This window comes from Ferruginibacter profundus (assembly GCF_054783275.1).
In genome coordinates, this window is sequence record NZ_BAAGQW010000001.1 from 1,892,348 (window position 1) to 1,919,088 (window position 26,741).

At 40.1% G+C, this 26,741-nt stretch carries 17 protein-coding genes; all 17 read right to left on the minus strand.

The window, feature by feature from the left end; genetic code table 11:
* Position 1 precedes the first annotated feature (1 nt).
* Positions 2-1,237 (minus strand): mannonate dehydratase, encoded by a 1,236-nt coding sequence (gene uxuA / locus ACYVM0_RS08050; RefSeq protein ID WP_460555131.1) that lies wholly within the window; start codon positions 1,235-1,237, stop codon positions 2-4.
* 119 nt (positions 1,238-1,356) lie between these two features.
* Complete coding sequence (locus tag ACYVM0_RS08055; RefSeq protein ID WP_460555134.1) at positions 1,357-2,787, minus strand: MFS transporter; 1,431 nt, start codon at positions 2,785-2,787, stop codon at positions 1,357-1,359.
* Positions 2,723-3,916: a Gfo/Idh/MocA family protein gene (locus ACYVM0_RS08060; RefSeq protein WP_460555137.1), complete on the minus strand. Its 1,194-nt coding sequence runs from the start codon at positions 3,914-3,916 to the stop codon at positions 2,723-2,725. Before ACYVM0_RS08060 ends, ACYVM0_RS08055 begins: the two co-directional genes overlap by 65 nt.
* A gap of 9 nt (positions 3,917-3,925) precedes the next feature.
* The gene (locus ACYVM0_RS08065) at positions 3,926-4,951 is read right to left on the minus strand and encodes a glycoside hydrolase family 5 protein (RefSeq protein WP_460555140.1); all 1,026 of its coding nucleotides are present in this window, start codon (positions 4,949-4,951) and stop codon (positions 3,926-3,928) included.
* 28 nt (positions 4,952-4,979) lie between these two features.
* Complete coding sequence (locus ACYVM0_RS08070) at positions 4,980-5,939, minus strand: sugar phosphate isomerase/epimerase family protein (protein WP_460555143.1); 960 nt, start codon at positions 5,937-5,939, stop codon at positions 4,980-4,982.
* Positions 5,940-5,962: 23 nt separating this feature from the next.
* Positions 5,963-7,477, minus strand: coding sequence for a TolB family protein (locus ACYVM0_RS08075; protein ID WP_460555146.1), 1,515 nt, complete (start codon positions 7,475-7,477; stop codon positions 5,963-5,965).
* Between the two features lie 13 nt (positions 7,478-7,490).
* Entirely contained in the window at positions 7,491-8,486 is a 996-nt protein-coding gene (gene mgrA / locus ACYVM0_RS08080; RefSeq protein ID WP_460555149.1) for an aldo-keto reductase family protein, read from the minus strand.
* A gap of 48 nt (positions 8,487-8,534) precedes the next feature.
* On the minus strand, positions 8,535-8,987 hold the full coding sequence (locus ACYVM0_RS08085) for a GlcG/HbpS family heme-binding protein (RefSeq protein ID WP_460555152.1): 453 nt from the start codon (positions 8,985-8,987) through the stop codon (positions 8,535-8,537).
* Positions 8,988-9,030: 43 nt separating this feature from the next.
* Positions 9,031-11,229: a glycoside hydrolase family 3 protein gene (locus tag ACYVM0_RS08090; RefSeq protein WP_460555155.1), complete on the minus strand. Its 2,199-nt coding sequence runs from the start codon at positions 11,227-11,229 to the stop codon at positions 9,031-9,033.
* A gap of 221 nt (positions 11,230-11,450) precedes the next feature.
* A complete protein-coding gene (locus ACYVM0_RS08095) occupies positions 11,451-13,025 on the minus strand; it encodes a RagB/SusD family nutrient uptake outer membrane protein (protein ID WP_460555158.1) in 1,575 nt (524 codons plus the stop codon).
* Positions 13,026-13,078: 53 nt separating this feature from the next.
* Positions 13,079-16,144 carry a SusC/RagA family TonB-linked outer membrane protein gene (locus tag ACYVM0_RS08100; protein ID WP_460555161.1) on the minus strand — a complete coding sequence of 1,022 codons (3,066 nt, stop codon included), beginning with the start codon at positions 16,142-16,144 and terminating at the stop codon, positions 13,079-13,081.
* 383 nt (positions 16,145-16,527) lie between these two features.
* A complete protein-coding gene (locus tag ACYVM0_RS08105) occupies positions 16,528-17,544 on the minus strand; it encodes a LacI family DNA-binding transcriptional regulator (protein WP_460555164.1) in 1,017 nt (338 codons plus the stop codon).
* A 28-nt stretch (positions 17,545-17,572) separates the two neighbouring features.
* Positions 17,573-19,027, minus strand: a complete 1,455-nt coding sequence (locus ACYVM0_RS08110; RefSeq protein WP_460555167.1) for a hypothetical protein — start codon at positions 19,025-19,027, stop codon at positions 17,573-17,575.
* Positions 18,999-20,840, minus strand: a complete 1,842-nt coding sequence (locus ACYVM0_RS08115; RefSeq protein WP_460555170.1) for a glycoside hydrolase family 2 protein — start codon at positions 20,838-20,840, stop codon at positions 18,999-19,001. Before ACYVM0_RS08115 ends, ACYVM0_RS08110 begins: the two co-directional genes overlap by 29 nt.
* Positions 20,841-20,955: 115 nt before the next feature.
* Positions 20,956-22,026 (minus strand): endo-1,4-beta-xylanase, encoded by a 1,071-nt coding sequence (locus ACYVM0_RS08120; protein ID WP_460555173.1) that lies wholly within the window; start codon positions 22,024-22,026, stop codon positions 20,956-20,958.
* A 10-nt stretch (positions 22,027-22,036) separates the two neighbouring features.
* Complete coding sequence (locus ACYVM0_RS08125; protein WP_460555176.1) at positions 22,037-23,692, minus strand: RagB/SusD family nutrient uptake outer membrane protein; 1,656 nt, start codon at positions 23,690-23,692, stop codon at positions 22,037-22,039.
* Positions 23,693-23,713: 21 nt separating this feature from the next.
* Complete coding sequence (locus tag ACYVM0_RS08130) at positions 23,714-26,740, minus strand: SusC/RagA family TonB-linked outer membrane protein (RefSeq protein ID WP_460555179.1); 3,027 nt, start codon at positions 26,738-26,740, stop codon at positions 23,714-23,716.
* Position 26,741 lies beyond the last annotated feature (1 nt).

Here is a 26,741-nt window from a genome sequence, read left to right on the forward strand (position 1 = left end):
TTTAAGATACCAGTAACCTGTTAAACCTGTTTTCCATTACACTTCTTAATACACCTAATTCAACGCCACGTATTTCAGCTAATCCTCTTAAGCGGCCTATTGCAGAGTAGCCCGGATTAGTTTTTTTATGCAGGTCATCCAGCATCTGGTGACCGTGATCGGGCCTTACCGGGATAGCACATTTTCTGTCGTACATTATTTTCACCAGTTCCTTAATTACTGCATACATGTCAACATCTCCTTCAAGATGATTATCTTCATAAAAATCACCGGCTTCATTTCTCCGGGTGTTTCTTAAATGAATAAAGTGTATGCGTTTACCAAACTCACGTATCATTGCGGGTAAATCATTGCCTGCAATTACTCCATACGAACCGGTGCAAAAACAAAGGCCATTTGATAGTGATGGCACCGCATCAATCAATACCTGTATATCGGCCGCATTGCTTACCACCCTTGGTAATCCTAATATTTCAAACGGAGGATCATCAGGATGGATACTCATTACCACACCTGCAGCTTCTGCAGTGGGTATTATTTGTTGTAAAAAATAAATGAGGTGTTGCTGTAATTTTTTCCTGTCAATCCCCTTGTAAGCATCTAATGCCTGCTGAAATTGTTCAATGGTAAAACTTTCTTCACTTCCCGGTAAACCGGCAATGATGTTACGCTGTAATAATATTCTCTCCTGTTCATCCATTGTGGCAAATCTTTTAATGGCACCGTCAATGGTATCCTCATCATAATCCTTTATAGCATCTTTCCTTTTTAAAATAAAAAGATCGAATGCAGCAAAAGCAGCCATTTCAAAACACAGTGCCCTGGAACCATCAGCTACTTCGTAACTCAAATCTGTTCTCGTCCAGTCCAGTACCGGCATAAAATTGTAGGTTACATTTCTAATGCCGCATGTTGCCAGGTTTTTAATACTCTGTTTATAATTTTCGATGAATTGTTCAAAGCCGGCAGTTTGTGTTTTTATTGATTCATGTACAGGAACACTTTCCACCACACTCCAGGTTAAGCCGGCTTTTTCAATAATGGCTTTGCGTATATTTATTTCATCTGTAGTCCATACCTGACCGTTAGGAATATGATGTAAGGCTGTTACAATGCCGGTACAACCAGCCTGCCGGATATCTTTTAGCGAAACCGGATCGTTGGGGCCATACCAACGCATGGTTTGTTCCATCCGGTAATTTACCTGACCGTAAGAAGGATAATACGTATTTTCCATTTTTTATTTTTAAATGCCGCCGATAATTGTAAAACCACCATCACAGCCATATCCATCCCGGTAACAAATTTTATACGACGATATATTTTCCCTGTATTGCTGTTATTCAATAGGTATTATTATATTTTTACCACGGGCATTTTAGGCACCAGCAAACTAAACAGTACCCATGCGATGATATAGGCAAATGCACAAATAATGAACATCACGTAATAGCCGGTTTCAATTTTGCCCAATGCTTTGTAGTGATCCAATATCAGGCCGGCTGTTCTTGCAATAACAATTCCTCCTATAGCGCCAATCATACCTCCGATGCCAACCACCGATGCCACTGCTCTTTTGGGAAACATGTCAGACACTGTAGTGAAAATATTAGCCGACCATGCCTGGTGAGCCGAAGCAGCAAGACCAATAATTGCCACTGCATACCAATAATTAAAACCGCCCAGCCATTGCGCTGCCAGCATAGGCAAAGCACATAAGGCAAAAATGAGCAGTGCTGTTCTTCTTGCTTTATATAAAGGCCAGCCACGATGGATAAAATACCCCGAAAGCCAGCCTCCTGCAATGCTGCCAAACATTGCCATGGTATATACCACTGCTATAGGAAATGCCAGTTGCATTTTCGTCATGCCATATTGTTTATTTAAAAAAGAAGGCAACCAGAATAAAATGAACCACCAGATAGGATCAGTAAAAAATTTCAATATTGCAAAAGCCCATGTTTGCCTGAAACCTAATAATGTAACCCATTTTATTTTTGTTACCACTCCATCTGTCAACACATCTTCCTTATCATCGCTATTGATGTACTCCAATTCTTCTGCAGAGATCTTTTTATGCTTCAATGGACTTTCATAAAATAACCACCAGAAAAGTAACCAGACCAACCCGATAATACCGGTAATAATAAATGCCCAATCCCACCCCATTGAAGCTGCAATAAGCGGCACGGTAAGCGGTGCCAGTATAGCTCCTACATTGGTGCCCGAATTAAAAATACCTGCAGCCAATGCCCTTTCTTTTTTAGGAAACCACTCTGCCACCGTTTTAATAGCTGCCGGAAAATTCCCCGCCTCACTAACACCCAATGCTCCCCGGGCAATCACAAAACCGAAAGTAGATTTTGCAAAAGCATGGCCGATTGCTGCCAGGCTCCATACAGTTAACGATAAAGCATACCCTATTTTTGTACCTACCCTGTCAATAACAAAACCTGCTACTACCATCCCCGCTGCATAGCTCACCTGAAAAGCTATAACGATATTGGCATAATCAGTTTCATTCCAGCCAAACAATGGTTCCAGGTAATCATCTTTTAATAAACTGATCACCTGCCGGTCGAGATAGTTAATAGTAGTGGCAAAAAAAACCAGAGATAATATTACCCACCTGTATTTCTTAACCGGCGTTTTACCAGGCACTTTTTTATTATCCATTTTCTGTTTACTTTTTTCTCCCGGTAATAATTGAATGGTATTACTTTTAATAATTGCCCAGGTCAACAGGCACTTCGATGCCCTGCTGTTCTGCCGACAGATAAGCTGCATAAATTGTAGTGATCACAGCTGCTGCCAAATTGCTATTACTTTCAATTGGTTCATCAAAAGCTACAGTACGATAAAAGGCTTCCATTTCATGCTGATAACCATTGAACCATGCTTCATCGGGTGATATAAACGACCAGCCTTGTTTAGTACCCGTTTTTTCTACCACATATATATCCTGAAAGTTTTGCTCTGCCGGGTTATAGGTTTGCATGGCATTATTAGGCGCTATATTGCAAACCGTGCGATGGTTGTTGGCATGTACCTCCACATAATTTTTAACACCACCCAGCATTAATTCGCCGGCAACAATATCAGCAATGCTGCCATCTTCAAACACCACATGCACCATTGCATAATCTTCCACATCTTTATAAGTATCTCTTATATGGCCTTCGTTTATAAAACCTGGCATTCGTGTAATAGCATGTGTTCTTGCGGATACCGTCTTTGGCAGGATCGGTTTTCCGTTCCTCACTTTTCCTTCCACTTGTTTTAAATAAATTGCTGCAGTTAAAGGATGGCTTCCTTTTCCTATTAAAGAACCTCCACCGGAAAGATGCCATTGCCCGTAATCGGGAGAATGCGAACCGGAATGCGATTGCTGTGCCTGCATCCACAAAATCTGCGCCTTGGTTTTCTCGATCAGTTCTTTTTCTTTTTGAATGGCAGGTGCATATACCCAGTTCTCTGCATACATAATTTTACCCTTACTTGCTTTTTCAGCCATCAGCATGCGCTGAATACTGCTGGTGGCTGCTTCTAATCCTTCCTTACGGGAAAATGTATCACCGTTAAATTCAGCTGCTCCCTGCCCGAAATAACCGGTAAAGGGTTTTTCTACTATCACATATTTTCCCTGCTTCAGCACTTCAATCACCAATTGTTCATGCGTTGCCGGTGGTGTACAGATATGTAATACATCTGAATCCGCAATAAGGGTATGAAGGCTTTCAAATCCTCTGATTCCTCTGGGCGCTGTAAAAGCTTTTACCCTGTAATTATTGGTTGAGAATGCCCCGGCAATGGTAATGCCTGCACTATGCACCCTTTTTATAGCAGCATAATGAAATGCTGCGGCAAAACCGGAACCGATTATTCCTGCACGTATCGCCGTTTTGTTTCTTTCCATTTGATTTTATTATTGCTGACTTGGCAACAGTGCATTTTTTATCGGTTCCACCCATTGCTGCTTACCCATATCATAAAGAATAAAATCAGCATCAAATTGCCAGTAACTCCAGCTCCACTTTCTTTCTTCTGCCTGGCGGGCTATGTAATTTGTCCAACGCACACGTGAAGGCATATCCGCTTTTTCATAAGCACCAAATTCACCTAGCGTTAACGGCCTGTTGTGGGATACAGCCCATTGCTGAGCAAAATCAAAATCTGCCTTTACCGAATCTTCCTGCGCTTTACTTTGCGTCCATTCAATACCACTGAGGTCTTTATTTTTTACAGACCAGGGCGCACCCTGGTGGGTAAATTGTATAGGACTGTAGTAATGTATTGCTACTATGATATTTCTGTCTTCTTCTGGCAAAGTAAGATCCGGCAAATGCTTTACCTGGTTGCCATTGATAGTGCCGATAATAATTGTGCGCTTTGGATTAGATACTCTTAAAAGCTGGTAAGCTTCTTTATGAATGGTATTCCATATCTCAGGTCTCATGTTGGGTTCATTGGCTATTTCAAACAACACATGGTTAGAGTAATCTTTACAATGTGCTGCAATCTGTTTCCACATGGCCAGGAATTTTGGCTTATTACCTAAGGGGTCTTTTCCCATTGCATTGTGCTCATGAAAATCCACAATGGCCATCAGTTTGTTTTTTAATGCCGCATTTATGGCCCAATCCAGTGTGGTAAAAAATTCTGGTTTGATTGTATATGCAGAATCATTCATTGAAAATTTGAATGGTGCAATTACAATGCGAACGTTACTAAAGCCGGCTTCTTTAATGAGTTTAAAATGGAGTTCTTTCATTCTTGCTTTAGCAGTATCTCTCCATATAGGATCGTAGCCTATAATATTTACACCACGGCCCAGTTTTTTATTTTGTGTAAATGCAAAGCCTTTTCCGTATTTGTGCTGCGCTGTCGCATCAAAACTTAGCAAAAGCAAAAAAGAAAAAAACGAATAAAGTATGGTGTAGTGATTTTTCATTTAGCTTAATAAAATGTTTTAGTCCAAATTATTTATACACTTCATTAATTGCTTTATCCAGCTCGCCTAACATTTCAGGAACCAAAGCAAAGGGATCATATGACTTGCCACGAACCAATAATGTTTCTACAGGAAGATAACCTTTGTAACCACCTTCTTTTATTATACGGATCAGTTTTTTGTAATCAGTTGGAATTGTGTTGCCGATACCAAATGCGCTTTCTTTTATTTGCCAGTTAACTGCGTATGGAACAACCGCTGCAATATCTTTATAAGGATCTTCTGTTTTAAAATTACCTGTATCAACAATTAATCCGGCCCATTTAGAATTAACCCCTTTAATGATATACATGCACTGATCAGCAGTTTGCAGCATATCGCCATGATTTTGTATGCCGATTTTAACACCATATTTTTCACCATAAGCAGCACATTCTTTATAGCATACTATCATCCAATCAGCCACTTCTTTCCATTTGTTTTCATATCCTTTTGGAATTTCTCCCGAGAATAACCTGACCACAGGAGCGCCCATTTTAGAAGCCGCAACGATCCATTTTTTTGCCAGTTCAATTCCCGTTCTTCGTATGTTTGAATCAGGCGAAGCAAAGTCGTTTCTGATACCTGTTCCGGTTATTACAACACCCAGCTCGGCAGCTTTATTTTTAAACCTGGCCAGGTAGTCATCTGATGGCACTTCGGGATAGGTAGGAAAAAAATAAGCTGTGGGGTCAAGTGCTTTTATTTTTTTTGATGCACACCAGTCAAGAAGATTAAATAAAGTATATACCTGTTGTTTATCCCGGCTATCTTTTGCACTCAACAGATCGCTGAATGAATAAGCATTCAGCGAAGCGGTCAACGGCAATTGCTTTTTCTTTTTTTGTGCTGCAGCTGTTGCAGAAAACACACTTAACAATACGGTTACAGCTGCTGCAATCAGCAGTGTTCTTTTATTTATTACAAGGTTGAAACTATAATTTTTCATGTATTATTTTTTGCAGGCTTTAATTAAAAAATACCATTGCTGACAAATGCAATTCTTTTACTATCGGGTGACCAGCTGGGAACATTGATAGTGCCCTGCCCTCCATATAAATAAGCAATCACCTTTGGTTCGCCACCAGTAACCGGCATTAACCGTAAATACACTCTTTGATAAAAAGGATGTTTATCTGCCGGCACTTCTTTTGGAAAAGAAATAAACACGATCCATTTATTATCGGGTGATACATGCGGAAACCAGTTATTCATTTCATCAAAAGTCAATTGCGTTTGATTTTTGCCATCCGGGGTCATTCTCCACAGCTGCATTTTGCCGGTACGGGTAGAATTAAAGTAAATATATTTTCCATCAGGCGAATATTCAGACCCGTCATCTAATCCTTTCGTATTGGTCAATTGTGTTTCCTTTCCCCCGTCTTTCGAAATTTTATAAATATCTGCCTCGCCATTTCTTTCGCCGGTGTAAACCAGGTATTGGTTATCCGGCGACCAGCCGTGCAAATATGAAGGGGTGTTATCAGTAATTTTTTTAGGCACCCCACCGGAAACCGGTAAGGTATAAACAGCCGACTGGCCCTTTGTTTCCGGCTGCTGGCTACTGATGCCAATTTGTTTACCATCAAACGTGAGTATATGATCGTTATTATTTTTATTGGCAAAGTCAGTATTAAGAACAGTAGCTGTTTTTGTTGCCAGGTCAAAATTGTACAACTTTCCCCTGGCATTGTAGATCAATGTTTTGCCATCCGGTGTCCAGTTAGGTGCCTGCATAGAACCTGTTTCACCGGCTATAATTTCACGATGCCCGGTTGCCACATCCATCAATTCCAATGCGCTGCCGATATAAGTTTTGTATTGAATTAAACTATCGGGTGCCGGATTAAAAATTCTTGTATTGCTGAACTCCGCCTCTTCCGAAAATTTATTCGTGTGTGCGCATACGTATACCCCGGCAATGAGGTCTGTCCCCAGGTCGATGCTATCTAATTGTTGCACCTGGTAAACCTCACCAAAATGTGCTACCGACATGATATAAGTAGTGCCTTTTTTTTCTAACTGTAAAACATCAGGAGCTTTAATGGTTAATTTTATTTCCTTCATCGTTCCGCCGGCAGTTGTTCTGTATTGAAATGCAGTTAATCCATCGCCATGAACGGTACACACCACTACCGGGGAATTGCTTGCCGCAGAACTCCTGATCATCAGTCCGGCCTTACGATGCGGCTCATGCCCTTCGCCGATAAAACGAACCTGTGTTTGCAAAATAAAATCACCGGTCATTTTTTTGCTGAGTAATGCAAAACTATCCTGGCCAAACCAGATATTAGCCCCGTAACCTGTAAGGCGATACGTTTGTGAAGGTTCGCTGTAGCTTGCTGTGCCCGCAATCTTTAAACCGCCAACATTGGAGAATTGATCAAAGGAACCAATCTTAACACCGGGGATTTGTGCACACACAAGAGAGAAGAATGCACTGCATAAAATCATTACTACTATTACTATATTTTTTTTATTATTCATTTCGTAGGTTTAGTCATTTTAAAATTGTTTCAATACGATCAAGTTCTTCATTGGTGAATGAATAATTTTCGAGACAACGAATAGAATCTAATACTTGTTCTGGTTTACTAACACCAATTAAAACGGAACTCACCCTTTTATCTTTTAATATCCATGCAAGCGCCATCTGAGCAAGATTCTGTCCACGTTCTTCCGCCAACACATTTAATTGGATCACTTTATTAATATTGGTTTCAGTTATCGCATCTTCCTCAATTGCCCCGTTGCCACGATGGCTGGATGCTCTTGAACCCTGCGGAATTCCTTTTAAATATTTATTGGTCAGCAATCCCTGTGCAAGCGGAGAGAAAGGAATACAGCCAACCTTGTTCTCTTCCAACACATCCAGTAATCCATTTTCCACCCAACGGTCGAACATGGAATATTTTGGTTGGTGAATTAAACAGGGCGTGCCTAATTGTTTTAAAATTTCAATTGCTTTTGCAGCTTCTTTTGGTTGATAACTTGAGATACCAACATACAGTGCCTTTCCCTGGCGAACCATTAGATCGAGTGTAGCCATCGTTTCTTCCAGTGGTGTTTCAGGATCGGGGCGATGGTGATAAAAAATATCTACATAATCAAGCCCCATTCTTTTTAAACTCTGATCGAGGCTGGCCACTAAATATTTTTTTGATCCCCAATCGCCATAAGGGCCAGGCCACATACCCCAACCCGCTTTTGTGGAAATAATAAGTTCGTCCCTGTACGGAACAAAATCTGCTTTGAATATTTTTCCGAAATTTTCTTCAGCAGCACCTGCCGGTGGCCCGTAGTTATTGGCTAAATCAAAGTGAGTAATGCCATTATCAAAAGCCACACGTAATATTTCAGCGGCATTTTGCAAACTATCAATATGACCGAAGTTGTGCCAGAGTCCTAATGATACTGCAGGCAATTTTAAACCGCTATTTCCACATCTGCGATATTCCATTTGCTGGTATCGCTTATCGTTAGCAATGTAGCTCATGTAACAATCGTTTTAATTATTTTCTTTTCAAAGCATTTTGCAATAGGATTATGACAGCTGCTCAACATGATCCAGGGCCTTCACCATTATTTCCAGGTCTGTTGTACCTCTGAAACCACTAAAGCCAACGGAAAACCTGGTTCCGTTTTTCATTACCAAAGGTTGTCCGCCTTCCCAGCCTATTAAATCGGGTGCTTCAATGCCATTGGCATTCTCCCCTATTTCCTTATTAAAAACCATTTTCTCATACTCGCCGGTCTTTACCCCCGTAAGCAAAACCTGGCTGGCTTTTGTCCAGGCTACTTTATAAGACTGCCTTAATCTTGGCTTATCTTTTCCAAACATTTTTCCGTGCACCAAACCATTCTCATCAATTATACAGGCAGCCAGGTTACCATTGGAAATACATTGATCTTCCGGATTCTGCATATACTCCGGTATCAGTTTTTCAATGGCTTCAAATAATTTATAAATCGTTACTTCAATTTCCTTATTTTCCATCGGGTTATTATTTAGTTATTGAAATTCATGCTCAGAAAAATATTTAATCCGTCAATTCAAACTTTAGTTTTTGATTGCTGATCATCAGGTAAAAGGTGCCGCTTTCCAGCCGGCGTATACCATTTGCATCAGGAAAACTTAAGTCACGAAGCGGATCAATTTCAAATTTTACTTTTATCTTCTCTCCGGCTTTCAATGCCACTTTCTCAAAATATTTTAACTCTTTCATTGGCCTTGTAATGGATGCCACCGGATCGGCAATAAACCATAATGCAGTTTCTTTACCGTCTCTTACACCTGTGTTGGTTATTTCAACTTCCGCAATTATTTTATTATTCTTCTTAATCACACTATCTGAAAGAGTAACTTTTCCATAAGAGAATGTGGTATAACTTAAGCCGTGACCAAACCAATAGCTGGGTTCTGTAGCAATATCCTGGTAACCGCCTAATTTAGGCCTTGCTGATTGACGCATGTTGTAATACGTTGGTATTTGCCCGGTGGTTAACGGAAATGTGATCGCTAATTTTCCTGAAGGATTTAAGCGTCCGGAAATTAAACCGGCAACCGCTGTGCCGCCGGCAATACCAGGTTGCCAGATCTCCAGCATGGCGTCTGACAAATTATCTAAACGGCCTAATTCTATAGGGCGCCCGTTAGATAACACAAGAATTACCGGCTTACCTGTTTTCTTTAATACACTTACCAAACGTTCCTGTATCGCCGGTAACCCGATAGTTGAACGGGTAGCATTTTCTCCGCTCCACTTTTTCATTTCTCCCATACAAATAATGATCACATCTGATTGCTGTGCTGCACTGATCGCTTCTTCAAAACCAGTTTCATCAGTACCCTCAAAGTCGCAGCCTTTTGCATAATTCAGCACCGCTTTACCTGCAAATTCCTTTTCAAATCCACTGAATAAAGTTTCCACTGATGCGGCAGTACCCTGCCCTTCCCAGGAACCCATTATATTAATACTGTCTTTAACCATCGGGCCTATCAAAGCAATCTTTTTTATTTTGTCTGTAAGAGGCAATGCCTGATTATTATTTTTTAACAGCACCATCGATTCTTCTGCAAGCTTTGCTGCAACAGCCATACTTGCCGGTTGATAGTAACGATCTTTTTCCGGCAACTCCACCACATAAGGCTGATCAAATAACCCCAGCCTGAATTTTATTCTTAAAATTCTTCTCACCGCTTCATCTATCTTACTCAACGGAATTTTATTTTCTTTCACCAGTTGCTGCAGATTTTCTACATACACGTTATCTACCATATCCATTTCCACACCCGACATAAAGGATTTTAAAGCGGCATCTTTTCTATCTTTAGCAAAACCTTGTGGTATTAAATTTTCAATAGAGCCCCAGTCAGAAACAACAAAGCCATCATGCTTCCAGCGCTGTTTTAATATTGCTGTCAACGTATAGCTATTAGCAGATGCAGGCACGCCACTGATATCATTAAAGGCACTCATTAAAGTAGCGGCGCCGGCTTTTACACCAGCTTCATAAGGTGGCATAAAAGTTTCCCAAAGCGTTTGTGCAGATACGTCAGCATAGTGATAATCTCTGCCGCCTTCCGATAAACTATACCCGATATAATGTTTCAAGCAGGCCGCAATAGAAAATGAATCAGATAATTTTTTTCCCTGGTATCCTTTTACTGATGCAACCGCAAATGCCGCATTTACATAAGGGTCTTCGCCATAACCTTCAGCCACCCTTCCCCATCTTGCATCACGGGCTACATCAATCATGGGAGAAAATGTCCAGTCTACACCAGATAACCTGGATTCCTTTGCAGCTACTGCACAAGCCTGCGATACTAAATCAGTATTCCATGAACAAGCCTGCGCCAAAGGGATAGGATAAACCGTGCGGTAACCATGTATCACATCAAAGCCCATTAAAATAGGAATACCCAAACGGGATTCTTCCATTGCTTTACGCATGATCTCATTGCGGTAAACAGGATTAATGCTGCGGTATATCAGGGAACCAATCTCCGGCCTCACAGCTTTTTTACTGGCCTCTATATTATTGGCATTGGCATTTTTTCCGTAGGTCCATTGATTGGTTTGCAGGATCTTTTCTTCCAATGTCATTCGCTTCAGCAAATCATTGATACGGCTTTCAATTGCTGCATTTTTGTTTTTATACAAAGGAGTGGCTTGCTGTGCAAAATTGGTAGCAGGCATAGCAATGATAAGCAAACAAAGAATATTTTTTTTCATACTGATCTGTTACAAGGTTCCAGTTTTTTTACTCCCGATGCTAACTTCTTTCTTATTGGTTTCATAGCGTAAAAGTGACAAATCACTTTTACGCATTTATGAAACCCCAACTACTGCTATATGAAAAAAAAAGACTGAGATCAAACCTGGTATTCTTAATTCCTGTTATTAAAAACAGGGCAGGTAATTTTCATTATCAACCCCGGTTCATACAGTATATTTTAATATCCTGTATTTTGTGGAAAGTTAGGCGCCATCAGATCAATCTGATCTTGTGGTATTGGCCAACGAACCATATAGGGCTGCATCGGGTAAACGGCTTCATTTGTTTTAGCACTGCCAAATGTGTGGTATTGATTAACCTGGCTCACTAAAACACCCATTCTCTTTAATAAAAACCAACGGCCACCCTCAAACGCTAATTCACGTGCCGATTCTTCTAAAATTGTTTTTTGATCAATGGTGGTAAATCCGGGCATGCCGGCTCTTGTACGAACCCTGTTTATGTACGACAATGCTATCGGATCAGCTGCATTATTCGTCAGCCTCCAATGTGCTTCGGCTCCTAATAAAAGCGTTTCTGCCAAACGATAAGCGATCACATCTTTAAAACTTCCGGCCCTGCCATCCGGCTTGGTAAAATCCTGGTACTTTTTAATACTCCAGTGATATTGCCTGTAATTATCAGGATAAGCAGACCTTGGTAGTTTTAAACCATAATATGCAGAGCCTGGTTTATTGCCGATCACAGTATCCGGGTAAAAATAGTTGGTAAACCTTTTATCAGGAGAAAGACCTGTTGCAGGATCCCAGCTCATCAGGCTTTTTAAATAATTATTAGGTGTTGTCCATGCAAATGAATTACCACCCCAGTTATTATCTTCAATCATATAACCTCCCGGCATTTCATAATACCGTGCAGTAAATACAGCAGAAAGAATATGCTGGCTTCCTCCCGCAAGGTTATCACTTCCGCCTGTTACCTCATCATACTGGTAGGTATACAATGCTTCTTTATGATTTACATCGGCACCAAAAACTTTATCAATGGCCTGTAGACTGTAACCGCCATTATTGATAATCGCATCACATTGTGCTGCCATTGTTGCCCAGTCGCTTTGCCATGAAGCTACCTGTGCTCTCAGGTGGCGTGCCAAACCCTGGCTCACCTGGCCTGGCTTAACAGTGTACGACAAATTTGCAATAGCATAATCCAGGTCGGAATTGATAAGGTTTAATACATCGTTCTTAGAGGCCGGTGCATATACAATGGGATCAAAAGCGTTGTCAACAGTGGTTGGAATAGTATCAATCAAGATATTATCATACAATTGCCAGAGTTTAAAATAGGTCATTGCCCTTATAACTTTTGCTTCTGCTATTACTCTTGCCTTGTTGGCAGCTGAAGAAAAGCTAACATTGGGTGCCGCAGTAATAATTGCACTGGCCCTGTCTATTAATTGATAACCGGAACTCCATTTACCTCTTGGAAAACCAGTTGGCGTCATTGCAGATTTGTATACCTGTGCGTCATTGAAAGTTCTGGTACATCCCAAATCATCAGCGCAATACACCCAAAGATTATTTTGTGTTAAGCCTGTTGCATCACTTAATCTTTCATAAGCTCTTTGTAAATTATACAAGCCACCCAAACCTACGTTCAAACCTGCCTCGTCTTTATAAATTACATCCGACCCGATCTGTGTAAAATTTTCTTCGGCAAGCCACTTTTTGCAGGAAGAATTGAGCAGTGCTAATGCCAGTGCCCCGATTAAAATTATTTTTATATTTTTCATTCGTTATTTTTTTGGTTGATAAAAATTAAAATCCCGTTTTTACGTCAGCTTTATTACAAGCCAAGTTTTACTCCGAAAATAAAATTCTTAGTCATGGGATAAGCATACAGGTCCTGTTCCGGACTATAGGCCTGGTAATCAGTTTTAGTAATTAAATTTTGCCCGGTGGCGTAAATCCTGAAATTAGAAAACTTAAATCTGGAGATCAGTTTTTTAGGGAAATTATACCCGATAGTAACATTTTGTAATCTCCAGTAAGAAGCGTCCTGTAATCCAAGATTGGTCATGCCCGGAGGTGAGGTACCGGCATTAGGCTGTGGATAAATGCTGGCAGGATTTTCCGGTGTCCAGTAATCCACTTTAATTCCGTTCCTGTTCCCTCTTAAATCACCACCTGCAGTATAATCATACAGAAATTGATTATTCCTTGTGATACCCTGCACAGTATAGATATCCATGGAGAGATCGAAGTTTTTATAGGTAGCACTTAAGTTAAATGACCCCATCCAGTCCGGGTATTGAGAGGTAATATAGTTATCATCTGCATTAATTTTACCGTCGCCGTTTTTATCCTCAATTTTACAGGTACCCGGTACCGGTGTTTTGCCTGTAAAAGGATCGATGATGGGTAAACCGTTTTTATCAACTGCTACGGGAGCCTGCACACCACCTATTTCCCACTTGCCGGTGGTTTTATTAAAAGTAGATCCCGGATATACTTCCAATGCCTGCCATACACCAAGATATTTAGGTTGCCTGAATATTTGAATTGGCTGACCAATGAACCAGTTATTAGCTACGTCATCATCTTCTTTTCCGTCACCATTCAAATCTCCATATAATCTTACTATAGAATTTTTATTTTTTGAAAAGATGATACCGGTTTGCAACCTGAAATCCTTTGTTTCTACCGGCACGGCATCAAGTTGTATCTCAATACCTTTATTCAGCACTTCACCGATATTATAAGGTTGTGAAGAATACCCGATTGAAGAATTAAGTTGCCTGTTTACTAACAGGTCTGTGGTACTCGTGTTGTAATATTCAACAGATCCCGAAAGGCGATTGTTAAAAAACCCGAACTCAACCGCCAAATTCATTGTGGTTGAAGTTTCCCATTTTAATTTAGGATTAGGCAATGAACTACCGGGAGTATAACCTGAAACCCTGTCTGCACCATATAAATAATCTACCTGGTTAGCTAAGCTTAAACTTCCGTAAGGCCCGTTGGCTTCATTACCGGCACTTCCATAGCTGGCCCTTAATTTAAGACTTGAAAGTGGTTTGAAGTTTGAAAGAAATTTTTCTTTATAAATATTCCAGCCCACTGCTACAGCAGGAAAGTAACCCCATTTATTGTCTGCTCCAAAAACAGAAGAGCCATTTGCTGTAAAAGTTACCTGTGCGGAATATTTAGATTTATAATCGTAGATCACCCTTCCCACACCGGTTACAAGTTTGCGGGAATTTCCCCCGATGGTGGGCACATTGATGAGTGCAGATTCCAGTCCGTATACACCCAGGATATCATTAGATATTTTAGAAGCGGAATTTCTGAAGTTATAATAATCCTGTTGGCTTAAACTTCCTACTGCGGTAAAATTGAAAGTATGGTCCCTGAATTTGGTTTTATAACTCATAATATTCTCCACCAGCCACTCTACATTTTCCTGGAAATAAATACTGCCATTGGCATATCCGTTGGCTACACCGCTTTCAGATAATTTGGTATTATAATTCAGCTCCTTGTAATTCCATGATCTGCGGCTTGCATTGATCCTGTTATTAAATCCTTTTATCGGGCTGATATCAAAAATTATATTTACAAGATCGTTCCTGTTGGTTACTTTATTTTTTGTCTCCTGCAGATTAAGCAATGGATTAAAACTTTCCTGGTTGCCGCCCGGGCGAACATTGAATGATCCATCTGCATTATAGATATTACCTAACGGAGACGCTGTAACAATCTGGCGAACAATACCACTTACACCGGGATCGCTTGATACCGACGATTGCGTTGAAGTATTTAATGTTGCCTTTAACCAACTCGTCAATACCTGTTCCAGGTTCATTCTTACAGTACCTTTCTTAATATCTGTTGTGGGCACTATCCCGGTCATATCCTGGAAATTACCACTAACGTATACGGTTGTCTTATCATTTCCCGCAGAAAAATTCAAATCATGATTTTGAATTTGCGCAGGTTTCAGAATTTGTCCCGACCAATCAATGGTCCTGTTCTCTGCAATGGCAGCTAATTCATCTGCGCTGAAAATAAGTGCATCCGAGCGCATGATGTTTTTATTCACAGCCCTGTCTGCTTCTCTTTTTAACTGGGCAAACTCAGGACCTGAATAAACATCAAAATTTCTATGTGCAGTCTGCGTACCATAGTAACCGTTATAATTTATAGTAAGCTTACCTGCTTTACCTCTCTTGGTAGTGATCAGGATCACGCCATTGGAGGCTCTTGCTCCATAAATGGCCTGGGCCGCTGCATCTTTTAAAATTTCTATTGAAGCAATATCATTTGGATTAAGATCATTAATAGAACCGATCCGTACTCCATCGGCAATTACAATCGGCGCTGTAGATGCAGAAATTGACCGTCTGCCCCTGATCTGTATATTTGAACTTCCGCCAGGGCCGGCATCACTTGTGGTAACCATTACACCTGCTGCCTTACCACGTAACATTTCGCCTACATCTAAAGTGGCGTTACGGGTTACTTTCTCTGGTTTAATAGAAGCTACTGAGCTGATCACATCACTTTTTTTCTGGGTGCCATAACCAACCACCACCACTTCATTCAATCCCTTCAGGTCTTCTGTTAAGCTTACATCAATAGCAGTTAAATTTCCGATAGCAACTTCCTTTGATTCGTACCCCACATTGGTGATGACAAGAACGCCTGAAGAATTTTGCGGAATGCTTATTGAATAAGTACCGTCATTGGTTGTTTTGGTAGTGACCGTGGATTTTTTTAATTGTACTGTGGCACCGGAGAGTGGTGCATTTTCAGCAGTGGTGATTTTTCCTGTTATTGTTTTTGTCTGGGCCATTGCTATAATGCCACAAAAAAACAATAAAATAGAAAAAGCGATTTTCTTTTTAAGCATAACAATCGGTTTTGGTTAATGAAGACATTCTTATTTAGCAATGTAAAATTTAGAAAAAAATAAATAGCACAACATAAAGTGCAGACATTTATTCACTACAACGTTGTAGTCTGTTTTAGTAGTTTGCGAAATAAATTTCATTTGCACCGGCTAACATTTATTTACTACAACGTTGTAGTAAATAAATATGTCCCTATGCTATCGTGTAATAAAAAATAACTCAGCCGGATTAATGATGATAAAGAAAAAAGCAGCTGTTAAAAAATGCACATTACCTGACGGCTACGCTTGCAGCAAAAAATGATTACAATAAGAAAGAAGATACCTTTTGCAGAGCGTATTGCACTCCTCAAATATTACGGCCGGCTACATTTGAGAAATAACTACTTTTTTATTTTTGCATTCGTAGAATTTCTTTTGACCAATGTTGATTTTATTATCGTTTTTTCCAGCAAAAAATGGTGCCCTTTTTTTTCTACCAATTTAAAAAGAATAGAGGCCGCTTCACGGCCAATCTCAAAAGCAGGCTGCGTGATGGTTGTCATGGAAGGGTTAAGCAGCCCGGCGGTTTTTAAATTAGAAAAACAGATCACTTTAACATCACGTGGTATCCTTAATTTTAATGCTTCACAAATTTCATAGGTTGCAATGGCCAGGTGTTCTATTGAAGCAAAAATGCCATCAGGACGGTCTTTACGACTCAATAATGCACGGATAAGATCATTATCACCGGGGCTGTCTCCATCACAATGCACTACCAGGCTTTCATCTATTGGTATATTATTATTCTTTAACGCCTCCAGGTACCCATTCATTCTTTTATTACTTATAGAAAGCGATTGGGAAATAGAAAGAAAAGCAATCCGTTTACATCCATTTTCAATCAGGTGCTGTGTTGCTTCGGCACCACTGCTAAAATCGTCAGTAATAACTTTAGGTGCATCGATGTGTTCAGCAATCCTGTCAAAAAAAACAAGCGGTATCTCTTTTTCTTTCAGTACTTCCAGGTGAGTGGTATCGGTAGTTTTTGCAGATAAAGATATCATCAGGCCATCCACTCTCCCGTTTTGTAAAAGCTGAGTGATCGCAACTTCCTTTGCCATGTCCTCATGGGTAAGATAAATTAAAACATGATAACCCTTTTCCTGGGCAATAGACTCAATGCCATTAATTACCGGGCCAAAAAAATCATTCACCACTTCAGGAATAATAACTGCTATTGTTTTAGTTTTTTGTTTTCTGAAACTACTTGCCAAAGGATTAACCTGGTAATTAAGTTCTTTTGCTTTTGCTAATACCCTTTCTTTTGTACTGTTGCTTATTTCATGGCTGTCGCGTAAAGCTTTTGATACAGTAGAGAATGATAAATTCAGTTCCTTGGCAAGTTGTTTAAGATTCATAATAATTGGCAGTTAATTTTTACAACAATTATTTTTTTCGCTGATCAAAAAAATCGACCAGTTGATAAACATTCGCATTGAGTTCCTTCATTTTATCGGTAAGGTCGCTATAAACTTTATACCCCAGCGTTACAATGCCTTTGTTGGCATCACGGTTAGATGGGTCTGTTTTTAAATTGGTTGGGTCATTATCCTGGTATTTAAACCAATGAAAGCCTACACAATTTTTTGATTCCAGTAAAGCCAAAGCAAAATTCTGATAGAACAATCCCCGATCTTTTTGTGTACGAACGATCCAGCCGGCACCGGAATAGTTAGGCATTCCGCTATCCTCTCCTTTGGTATACCATTCGGTGATGATGAACGGCCTGCCGCTCCACGCTTCCCAGTTGGTAACATCTTCCTGCAACGGTGTCCACTCCCTGTAATAATTTACTGCAATAAGGTCTACATATTTTCCTGCTGCCTGAAACACTTCTGCTACCTTCTTTTCGTAAGAATGAAAGCGGCTGCCTAAATACATGTGATTGGGGTCGTACTTTTTTATTGCTTTTGAAACAATGGAATAATAACGTTCTGCCATCACTCCTAAAAATTCGTTTCGTTCTTTATCGGTAATATTTGCAATCGCAATTTTTTTTTCAATTAACCATTTTTTTGCTGCTATACAACCGGGATCGGTGGTATCCGCTTTAGCCAGGTATCTGTCCAGCGATAATTTTTGAAATGGCATTTCATTATCAGAAAAATAGCCTAATAAGTTTTTATCATTTTTATTTGCAGCAAGTTGCTTTGCATAACCATCACAAAAACTTTCAAATTCAGGGTCGAAAACAAAAATAGTGTTATCAGGGTAACCCGTATGCCCGGATGCCTGGTAAGTGCCACCACGCTGCCTTCCGTAATCACTCATAAATCCCTTGATGATAGTGTATGAAAACGGATTTTTTTGCTGGCTTTTTACCTGCTGAAAAGATTCATTGTCTGACCATGCCCCCAATGCATTAAAACCAAGTTCATGCATGACAGTTTTGGTTTTATCTGCCCAATTATTTTTATTGCCATACTGCGATTGCAGTAACTGCATACTGCTGTCAGATGCACCCGTGGCTACATTATTCAATCCGATATTGATCATCGGGTAGCCATCGGGATCAATGATCCACCAGCGGCCATTTGTTTTTTGCACATAAAAAAAACCGGTTGCTGTAAATTTTTTATCTGTACGGGCTCCGTATTTATCTGTTTTGATAGCAGCGCCTGCTTTGAATCCGTTTAATGTTTCCATGGTTCTTGTAGGATACCATTTCCATGTACCATACATTTTCTTTTCGCTGTTGGGCACCATTGCTTCTACCCTGGCAGTATACTCATTGGTTTGTTGTTGCGCCACAATTTTTATTATTCCGATGTTTAAGCAGCAGCTTGCTGTAACTACCGACCGGATAAACGCTTTATTTATATTTTGCCTGTATGCCATCATAAAATGATTTTAAAGTATAAAATGCTTTTTTCTTTTTACCTGTCTCTGAGATCAATCCCTTTCTGTTCCAGAAATCCTGGAAATAAGGATGCTGCCTTCTCGGCGAACGAAAATCGGTTAGTATCCATGGTGTCATCCCACGCAGGCCAGGCATTGCCGTTAGCATCGTAAATTGATTTTTATACAACAGTTCCTGGTATTCTTCACTCCACCTGGTGGCATCATCTGCATGATAACCTGCTAATGCATCAGCACCAAACTCTGTAATAACAACCGGCTTATTGTATTTGATATCGAATGTATAATTCAGCATGTCTTTGGTATTGCTCCAATACCAGCCGGCGTATTCATTAAAACTTACCAGGTCTAATTTTTCTCCTAAAGGATCTTCTACTACTACATTATTCCCATTCCGGTGTATCTCCAATGCAGCTGCTATTAACCTGGTATCATCTAATGACCGTGCAGTGGAAACCAACTTACCCATAAAAATATTCCTGGGCTCGCTAAGCGGCGTTTCATTGCCCATCGACCAGATAATAACGCTGGCCCTGTTTTTATCTCTTGTAATGAGATCAGTTAATTGTTTTTGTGCATTGTTAAATGTTGCCGCATTTTCCCAGGAGATTGTCCAGTAAACCGGTACTTCTGCCCAAACCATTAATCCCATTTCATCGGCAAGCTTTATCATTTCTTCGCTGTGCGGATAATGTGCCAGGCGTACATAATTACAATTCAGTTCTTTTGCCCATTGCAACATCATACGCATATCTCCCTCTCCTCTTAAGCGGCCGGGTATCAGCGGATTTTCGTCATGCAGGGAAATGCCCCTGAGAAAAACTGATTTACCATTCAATAAAATATCCTGACCCTTTGTCTCTATTGTTCTGAAACCAATCCGATCGGTAACTTTATCTGTACCACCTGTAATTTCTACATTGTACAATTTCGGGTTCTCGGGAGCCCAGTATTGCATTTTTTTTACAGGAATATTAATTACTGCTCTTCCGGATGTATCAGTAGTTACCATTTGTTTAATTCCTGCTTCAGGAATACTGATCGTAATGGTTTGTGATTTCTGGTTACCCGATAATTGTACATACCCCTCAAGATTATTGAGGCTATTTTTAGCTAATTGTATTTTGTAGTCGGTGATATAAGTTAAAGGAACTTCTGCCAGCAATACATCACGAGTAATGCCGCCATAATTCCACCAATCTGTATTTACGGTTGGTATTTCATCGGGGTAACGTTTATTGTCAGCCTTTACCACAACAAAATTTTCTCCATCTTTTAATTTACCGGTCACATCAAATTGAAAGGGTGTAAATCCTCCTTTGTGCATACCCAATTTTTTACCATTCAGGTATACATGCGCTTCATAATTTACAGCACCAAAATACAGGATGTATTGTTTATCAGCTTTGGGAGATGCTTTAAATTTTTGACGAAACCAAACTGTACCCTCATACAATTGTAATTTCTCTGCCTGCGAATTCCAGTCGCCGGGAATTTTCATGGCAGGAGAAAGATCAAAGTCATATTCTACCCAATCTGTTTTATCTGCTGGTTTACGGTCATCATAAAAGCCGCCTTTACCAGATGGTGACTGATCAAATGGCATATGCCGATAATCATAATAGCCCATTTCATAAGGATCAATGATATAATTCCACCTGCCATTTAAACTGGTATGGGAACGGCCATAAATATTTTGTAACAATTGTTGTTGTGCACTTACCGGGTTAATACAAACAATTATAAAAACAGTTAGAATAAAAACTATTTGCTGAATATTATTTTTTTTAAACATGATATTATTTTATGAATAAAAGCAAGAGAGGTTTCATAGCGTAAAAGTGAAGAATCACCCTTACGCTTTTATGAAACCCTGACTGCTGCTATATGAAACAGGATGAATCAACGATTTATTTTGCGCCTTCAATGATTGCTTTGTATGCAGGTTTACGCAAATAATTTGCATCAAATGGCAATGGCCAATCCGGTGCGCCCTGCCATGACGGAATCCAGGAATCAGCATCAGTAACATTCCATGTGGTGATACCAAATTGCTGGTTTGCAGGAATGGCTTTAAATGTTTGTACAATAAATTTATAACGTGCCGCCTGCTGCTGACCTAATGTACCGGTATAAGTTAAGCTTTGCGATAAAGCTGCGTTTAACCTGATATCCAATTCTGAAATATGTACTTTTAACCCGGTGGATGCCGCCGTGTTTATAGCGGCTGCAATATTGGCATCAGACTGGCCAACCGTGGTATGAAACTGCATACCTATTCCATCAATAGGAATACCGCGGCTTTTAAGATTATTGACCATGGCAATGATCGCAGTTCTTTTTGCAGCACTGTATTCATGTCCGTAATCATTATAAAACAATAGTGCAGCACTATCTGCTTCATGCGCATATTGAAAACAACGGGCCACATAATCATTGCCTAACTTTTGCCTCCAGATACTGTTACGTGGTATGCCTGTATCTTCAAAATCTTCATTCACTACATCCCAGGATGCTACTTTACCCTTAAAATGTGCCATCACAGTTTGAATATGTGTCTTCAACAAATTTTCCCATGCAGCAGAATCACCGGAAAAACCGGTAACCCACGATGGCAATGATGTATACCATACCAGCGTATGGCCATGCACACGTTTGTTATTGGTTTGTGCAAAATTTACAAGGTAATCTGCATCTGTCCAGTTAAAAGTATTTTGTGCAGGATGTAATGCCGCAAACTTCATGGCATTTTCTGCAGTAACACTGTTATATTCCTTTGTTACAATACCGTTATACTTCAGGTTGTTTTTCATCAGGGTAATATTTACTGATGCCCCAACCGGGAATGATACCATCTTATACAAACTGGTATCCTGTACAACTACCGGTGGCGGCAACACTGTAGTTTCTCCACCAGATTTTTTGGAGCAGGATATGGTAAGAAAACACCCTGCAAGAATTGCTATCGAATATTTTTTCATAAAATAAAATTTAATAACCAGGATTTTGAATTAAAGCGGGCTGCCTGTTAATATCATTCTGGGAAAAAGGATATAAATAATTCTTGTCAGCAAATACTCTTTTCTCTACTTCAAACGGAGTAAATGTAAGTACACCTGCAGTATTGATGATACGCATACCGGTAACGGGTTTATTCAGGTAAGTATCACCGAGTTTCCAACGGCGCACATCAAAGAAACGATGTCCTTCAAAACATAATTCAATGCGGCGCTCATTTCTTATCCTGTCTCTCATCTGGCTTTGCGTTAATCCTGTGGGCAATACCGGCATTGCAATACCTGCACGCTGGCGTACCGCATTCACATACTTGTATACATCTGCAACAGGACCTTGCGCTTCATTTAAAGCCTCTGCATAATTCAATAATGTTTCTGCATATCTGAATACTACCCATGGCCTTCTTGCACTGGTATTTGAAGCCTGGTTCCATGTTACTGCTTCACTTAAAAATTTGCGCATGTAATATCCTGTTCTTGTAGCATTCACATTTTTATTCAACCCGTCTTTACCGCCAACAAAAGTTTCTACCGCAATTGATTTAAACAAACGGCCATTATAATTTACCGTAAGCGCTAATCTCGGATCACGAAGGTTATAAGGGTTTGCAGGATTGTAGCCCGATGTGGCATCAGTAATTGCTTTACCGTTGGTCATTTCAAATGCGTCTACAAACTCCTGTATGGGATCAGTTCTGCCTTTGGCACCATCGTAACTAACAGGTGCATTATTCGTTTCAATATCGTTACGGTTTAATGCCTGTGTAGCAAAGATCACTTCGTTATTATACTGTGCTGCACCAAAGTTGAAAATATTAATATAAGGTGTAATTAAACTGTGTTTATTGGAATCAATGATCACCTTAGCTGCATTGGCTGCGGCCTGCCATTTAGTTACATCATTGGATGGGTTGAATAAAGGGCTGGCAGCATACAACAGCAGCCTGGACTTGATTGCCTGTGCCGCCATTTTAGTGGCACGGCCCCTGTTGGCAGCACTCCACGATTGTGTCCATGTAGGTAATAACGCAAACGCAGAATCGCAGTCTTTTGCAATCTGGTCAACACATTCCTGGTAAGTATTTTTAGGCAGGTTAAGATCTTCTTCCCTGTCGAACACTCTTGTTGCCAACGTTACAGCACCATAACGTTTCACTAATTCAAAATGAAACATGGCCCGTAAAAAAAAGGCTTCTCCCTTTAATCTTTTTACATCATCTTCCAGTGATAAACCATCCTGCGGAATGATCACTGCTGTAGGTACTTTTACTAAAAACAGGTTTACTTTTCTTAAACCCTCATACATGCTGCTGTACACATTATCAATGGTACGTAAAGGGCTCCAGGTGCCATTGTTAAAAATATTAATGGAAGAGTTTCCGTTAGAATTTACCGCTTCATCAGAGCCCGAAGCCAGCATTGCACCATCGCCATCCAGGTCAAAACCCGAAGGAACAGTAAAATAGGCATTGTTCAGGTAACCACGGGCATAACTATCATTTCCCCACACCTGGTCTTCTGTAATATTACCTTCTGTAGTACTACCATCTTTTAAATAATTCTTTTTACAAGCCGTGGAAGAAATCACCAGCAGTAGTATGATGCAAAATTTATTGATTGTATGTTTCATTGTATAACTTTAATTTTTGGGTTAAAAATTTACACTCACGCCCGCTGCAAAAGTTCTTAGATAAGGATAGTTTGATCCGTAACCTGAGCCTGGAATTTCCGGATCGATGGGCAGGTCTTTTACTTTACTGAAAGTGAGTAAATTAAATCCGCTTACGTAAAATCTGCAGGAAGCCAGTTTAAATCTTTTTAAGGTATTTGATGAAACAGAGTACCCGAGCTCTGCATTCTTCAGGCGGAGATAATCTCCTGACCGCAACCAGAATGTGGAATTAAGATTATTATTCCCTCTGTTGGTAAGCGACATTCTTGGATAAATAGCAGTAGCTGCATTATCAGTTGTCCAGCTTTGCGCACTGAACTGATTGATATAGCCGGTTGCTGCAGAGCCGGAATTAATGAGATCATTGATCTGGATAGTTCTGCCCTCTACTCCCTGGAATTGAGCCGTAATATCAAAATGAGCATAATTAACTGAAGCACCAAATCCGTAATATGCTTTAGGAATATCAGAATAATTGGTCATTATATAATCCAGGTTATCTATCACCTTATCTCCGTTAATATCTTTATACCGTATATCACCGGGACGCACAACCGCAGCAAATCTCTGCACCGGTGCTGCGTCAATTTCTGCCTGTGATTGAAATAATCCTTCAGCAACTAAAAATTTTCTTACAAAATTATCACCCACTCCACCAATAGAATAACCCACTTGTTTTTGATACCCCGGCAAACCGGCTTCTTCATTTAAAGCAATGATATTACTGGTGGCACGGGTATAGTTACCATTAAGTTGCACACCTACTTTTCCAAAAGTTTTGTTGTAAGTAAGCCCGATTTCAAATCCTTTGTAAGCGGCAGTACCGGCGTTAACATCCACCACTGACTGGCCTAAAATATTGGGCAATAATGCTGTTGTCAGTAAGTCTGTTCTCCTTTCATTAAAATAATCAAACGAAACGGCAACTGCTTGTTTTAATAACTTACTTTCAAAACCAATACTTGTTTTAGTCGCTTTTTCCCACGTAAGATCAGGGTTGCCCAGCTCTACTTCTGTAGTATTTGATACAGCGGTGTACCCCGTTCCAAAAGTATATTGCGAACCGCCTCTTGAAAAATAATTACGGTAGGCAAATCTTCTTGCACTGATACCATCATTGCCCACCAAACCGTAAGAGCCCCTGAGTTTTAAATAATCCAGGAAATGTACTGACCTAAGAAATTTTTCGTCAGAGATGATCCACCCTGCAGATACAGCCGGGAACCAGCCAAAGCGTTTATCAGGTGCAAAGTTTTGAGAGCCGGCGTAGGTAACCACCACATCAGCAAAATACCGTTGGTTGTAATTATAGCTTACACGGTTGGCATAGCTTACACGGTTATTATCCAGGCGGTTTGGTTGTGAGCTTACAGCACGCTGCATTCGTGTAGAAAAATTAATAGCATGTTTTTTAAAAGTACGGTCATAATCAAATCCTGCCCAGAATTCGTTGTTCCTTAAATTACCACCAAAGGAAGTAGAGCGGTAAGTAAGCGGAGTTTTATTTCCAAAACGTGTAAAAGTGCCGTTGCTGTTTTGTTCATACACTTCATAACTCTGGCTATAGCCGGATTGAAATGTACCTGTAATATCATACGTATAAAATACATTGGCAGACAACCCTTTTGTAATAAAATCAAGTTTATGCTTCACATTTAAAGTAGCTAACAACGTTCGGTACAGATCGGTAATATTGCCATCAGCATTCAGCATCGCCAATGGATTATTGCGGAATAGTGAGCTGCCGCCATAAGTACCATCGGCATTCAGCAACGGAAAAGCATTAGCCGGTGTACTGAATATCGTTGACAGAAAAGTTCCGTTACCGGAATTAGGGTACCGCAGGTTTTCAACCCTGCCGCCTACATCCAATTGCACGTCGAGTGATTTATTTATACGCAGATCGAGGTTAGTGCGAAAGTTATAACGCTTGTAGTTGGTGTTTGAATTGTATTTATCATTATCTGCACCTTTATATAAACCATCCTGGTTATAGTAACTCAGTAAAGTAAAATATTTTACAAATGCATTACCCCCGCTTACTGTTGCAACATAACGCTGCACCGGTGCCGCCGTTTTTAGAAAAGCATCTGCAAAATTTACATTGGGATATTTATAGGGATCTGATCCTGATTGATACCCGTCCAGTGCCGTTTGATCATATCTTGGTAAGGCCCCGTCATTTTTTAACGACTGATTATATAAGGTTGCGTAGTTGTAGGCATTCACTGTTTGGGTTTTATTAACCGGCGCCTGTACACCGCCCTGTACATCTAAAGAAATTTTTGTTGCCGAAGGGCTGCCACGTTTAGTGGTAACATAAATTACACCATTAGCACCATTCATTCCATACCATGATAAAGAAGCGGCATCTTTTAAAACACTGATGCTTTGTATCTCATTTAAATCCATATTCACAAAATCCCTTACCACACCATCTACCAGCACCAATGGTTCCTGGTTGCTATTGTAAGATGACCGGCCACGTATTAAAAATGTGGCATCATCTGTACCGGGACGTGTTCCTGTTTGCTTTACATACAGACCGGGAATTTTTCCTGACAATACATTGTTTAAAGTTGATAACGGGAGTTGTGGCAATTCGCTGCCTTTTACAGAACTGATGGAAGCAGACAAAGCTCTTTTCTTTCTGAATCCGAAAGGAATACTTACCACGTCATCATCGCCGGCATCAATTAATGATAATATCATCAACACATCGGCACCAATAAGATCTGTAGCCGCTTTTTGAATAGTATTGAATCCTTGTTTTTTAAAAATCAGGATATCATTGGAGGTACACTTAACAGTAAATACGCCATCTGCTCCGCTTACAATACCCGAAGTTTTTTCCTGGATAAAAATCGCAACACCTTCAACAGGTGCATTTTTACTGTCTACGATTTTCCCTATCGCAGTTACAGGTGTACCCGGCACCTGCGCATTGCCTGAAAGTGAAAGGCCAATAAAAAAAGTGACCAAAAGAATTTTATTACGTATGCTCATT

Excerpts from the sequence above, each read along its gene's own strand:
- uxuA (WP_460555131.1), bottom strand. The coding sequence starts at position 1,237 with ATGGAAAATACGTATTATCCTTCTTACGGTCAGGTAAATTACCGGATG.
- ACYVM0_RS08055 (WP_460555134.1), bottom strand. The coding sequence starts at position 2,787 with ATGCAGCTTATCTGTCGGCAGAACAGCAGGGCATCGAAGTGCCTGTTG.
- ACYVM0_RS08060 (WP_460555137.1), bottom strand. The coding sequence starts at position 3,916 with ATGGAAAGAAACAAAACGGCGATACGTGCAGGAATAATCGGTTCCGGT.
- ACYVM0_RS08065 (WP_460555140.1), bottom strand. The coding sequence starts at position 4,951 with ATGAAAAATCACTACACCATACTTTATTCGTTTTTTTCTTTTTTGCTT.
- ACYVM0_RS08070 (WP_460555143.1), bottom strand. The coding sequence starts at position 5,939 with ATGAAAAATTATAGTTTCAACCTTGTAATAAATAAAAGAACACTGCTG.
- ACYVM0_RS08075 (WP_460555146.1), bottom strand. The coding sequence starts at position 7,477 with ATGAATAATAAAAAAAATATAGTAATAGTAGTAATGATTTTATGCAGT.
- mgrA (WP_460555149.1), bottom strand. The coding sequence starts at position 8,486 with ATGAGCTACATTGCTAACGATAAGCGATACCAGCAAATGGAATATCGC.
- ACYVM0_RS08085 (WP_460555152.1), bottom strand. The coding sequence starts at position 8,987 with ATGGAAAATAAGGAAATTGAAGTAACGATTTATAAATTATTTGAAGCC.
- ACYVM0_RS08090 (WP_460555155.1), bottom strand. The coding sequence starts at position 11,229 with ATGAAAAAAAATATTCTTTGTTTGCTTATCATTGCTATGCCTGCTACC.
- ACYVM0_RS08095 (WP_460555158.1), bottom strand. The coding sequence starts at position 13,025 with ATGAAAAATATAAAAATAATTTTAATCGGGGCACTGGCATTAGCACTG.
- ACYVM0_RS08100 (WP_460555161.1), bottom strand. The coding sequence starts at position 16,144 with ATGCTTAAAAAGAAAATCGCTTTTTCTATTTTATTGTTTTTTTGTGGC.
- ACYVM0_RS08105 (WP_460555164.1), bottom strand. The coding sequence starts at position 17,544 with ATGAATCTTAAACAACTTGCCAAGGAACTGAATTTATCATTCTCTACT.
- ACYVM0_RS08110 (WP_460555167.1), bottom strand. The coding sequence starts at position 19,027 with ATGATGGCATACAGGCAAAATATAAATAAAGCGTTTATCCGGTCGGTA.
- ACYVM0_RS08115 (WP_460555170.1), bottom strand. The coding sequence starts at position 20,840 with ATGTTTAAAAAAAATAATATTCAGCAAATAGTTTTTATTCTAACTGTT.
- ACYVM0_RS08120 (WP_460555173.1), bottom strand. The coding sequence starts at position 22,026 with ATGAAAAAATATTCGATAGCAATTCTTGCAGGGTGTTTTCTTACCATA.
- ACYVM0_RS08125 (WP_460555176.1), bottom strand. The coding sequence starts at position 23,692 with ATGAAACATACAATCAATAAATTTTGCATCATACTACTGCTGGTGATT.
- ACYVM0_RS08130 (WP_460555179.1), bottom strand. The coding sequence starts at position 26,740 with ATGAGCATACGTAATAAAATTCTTTTGGTCACTTTTTTTATTGGCCTT.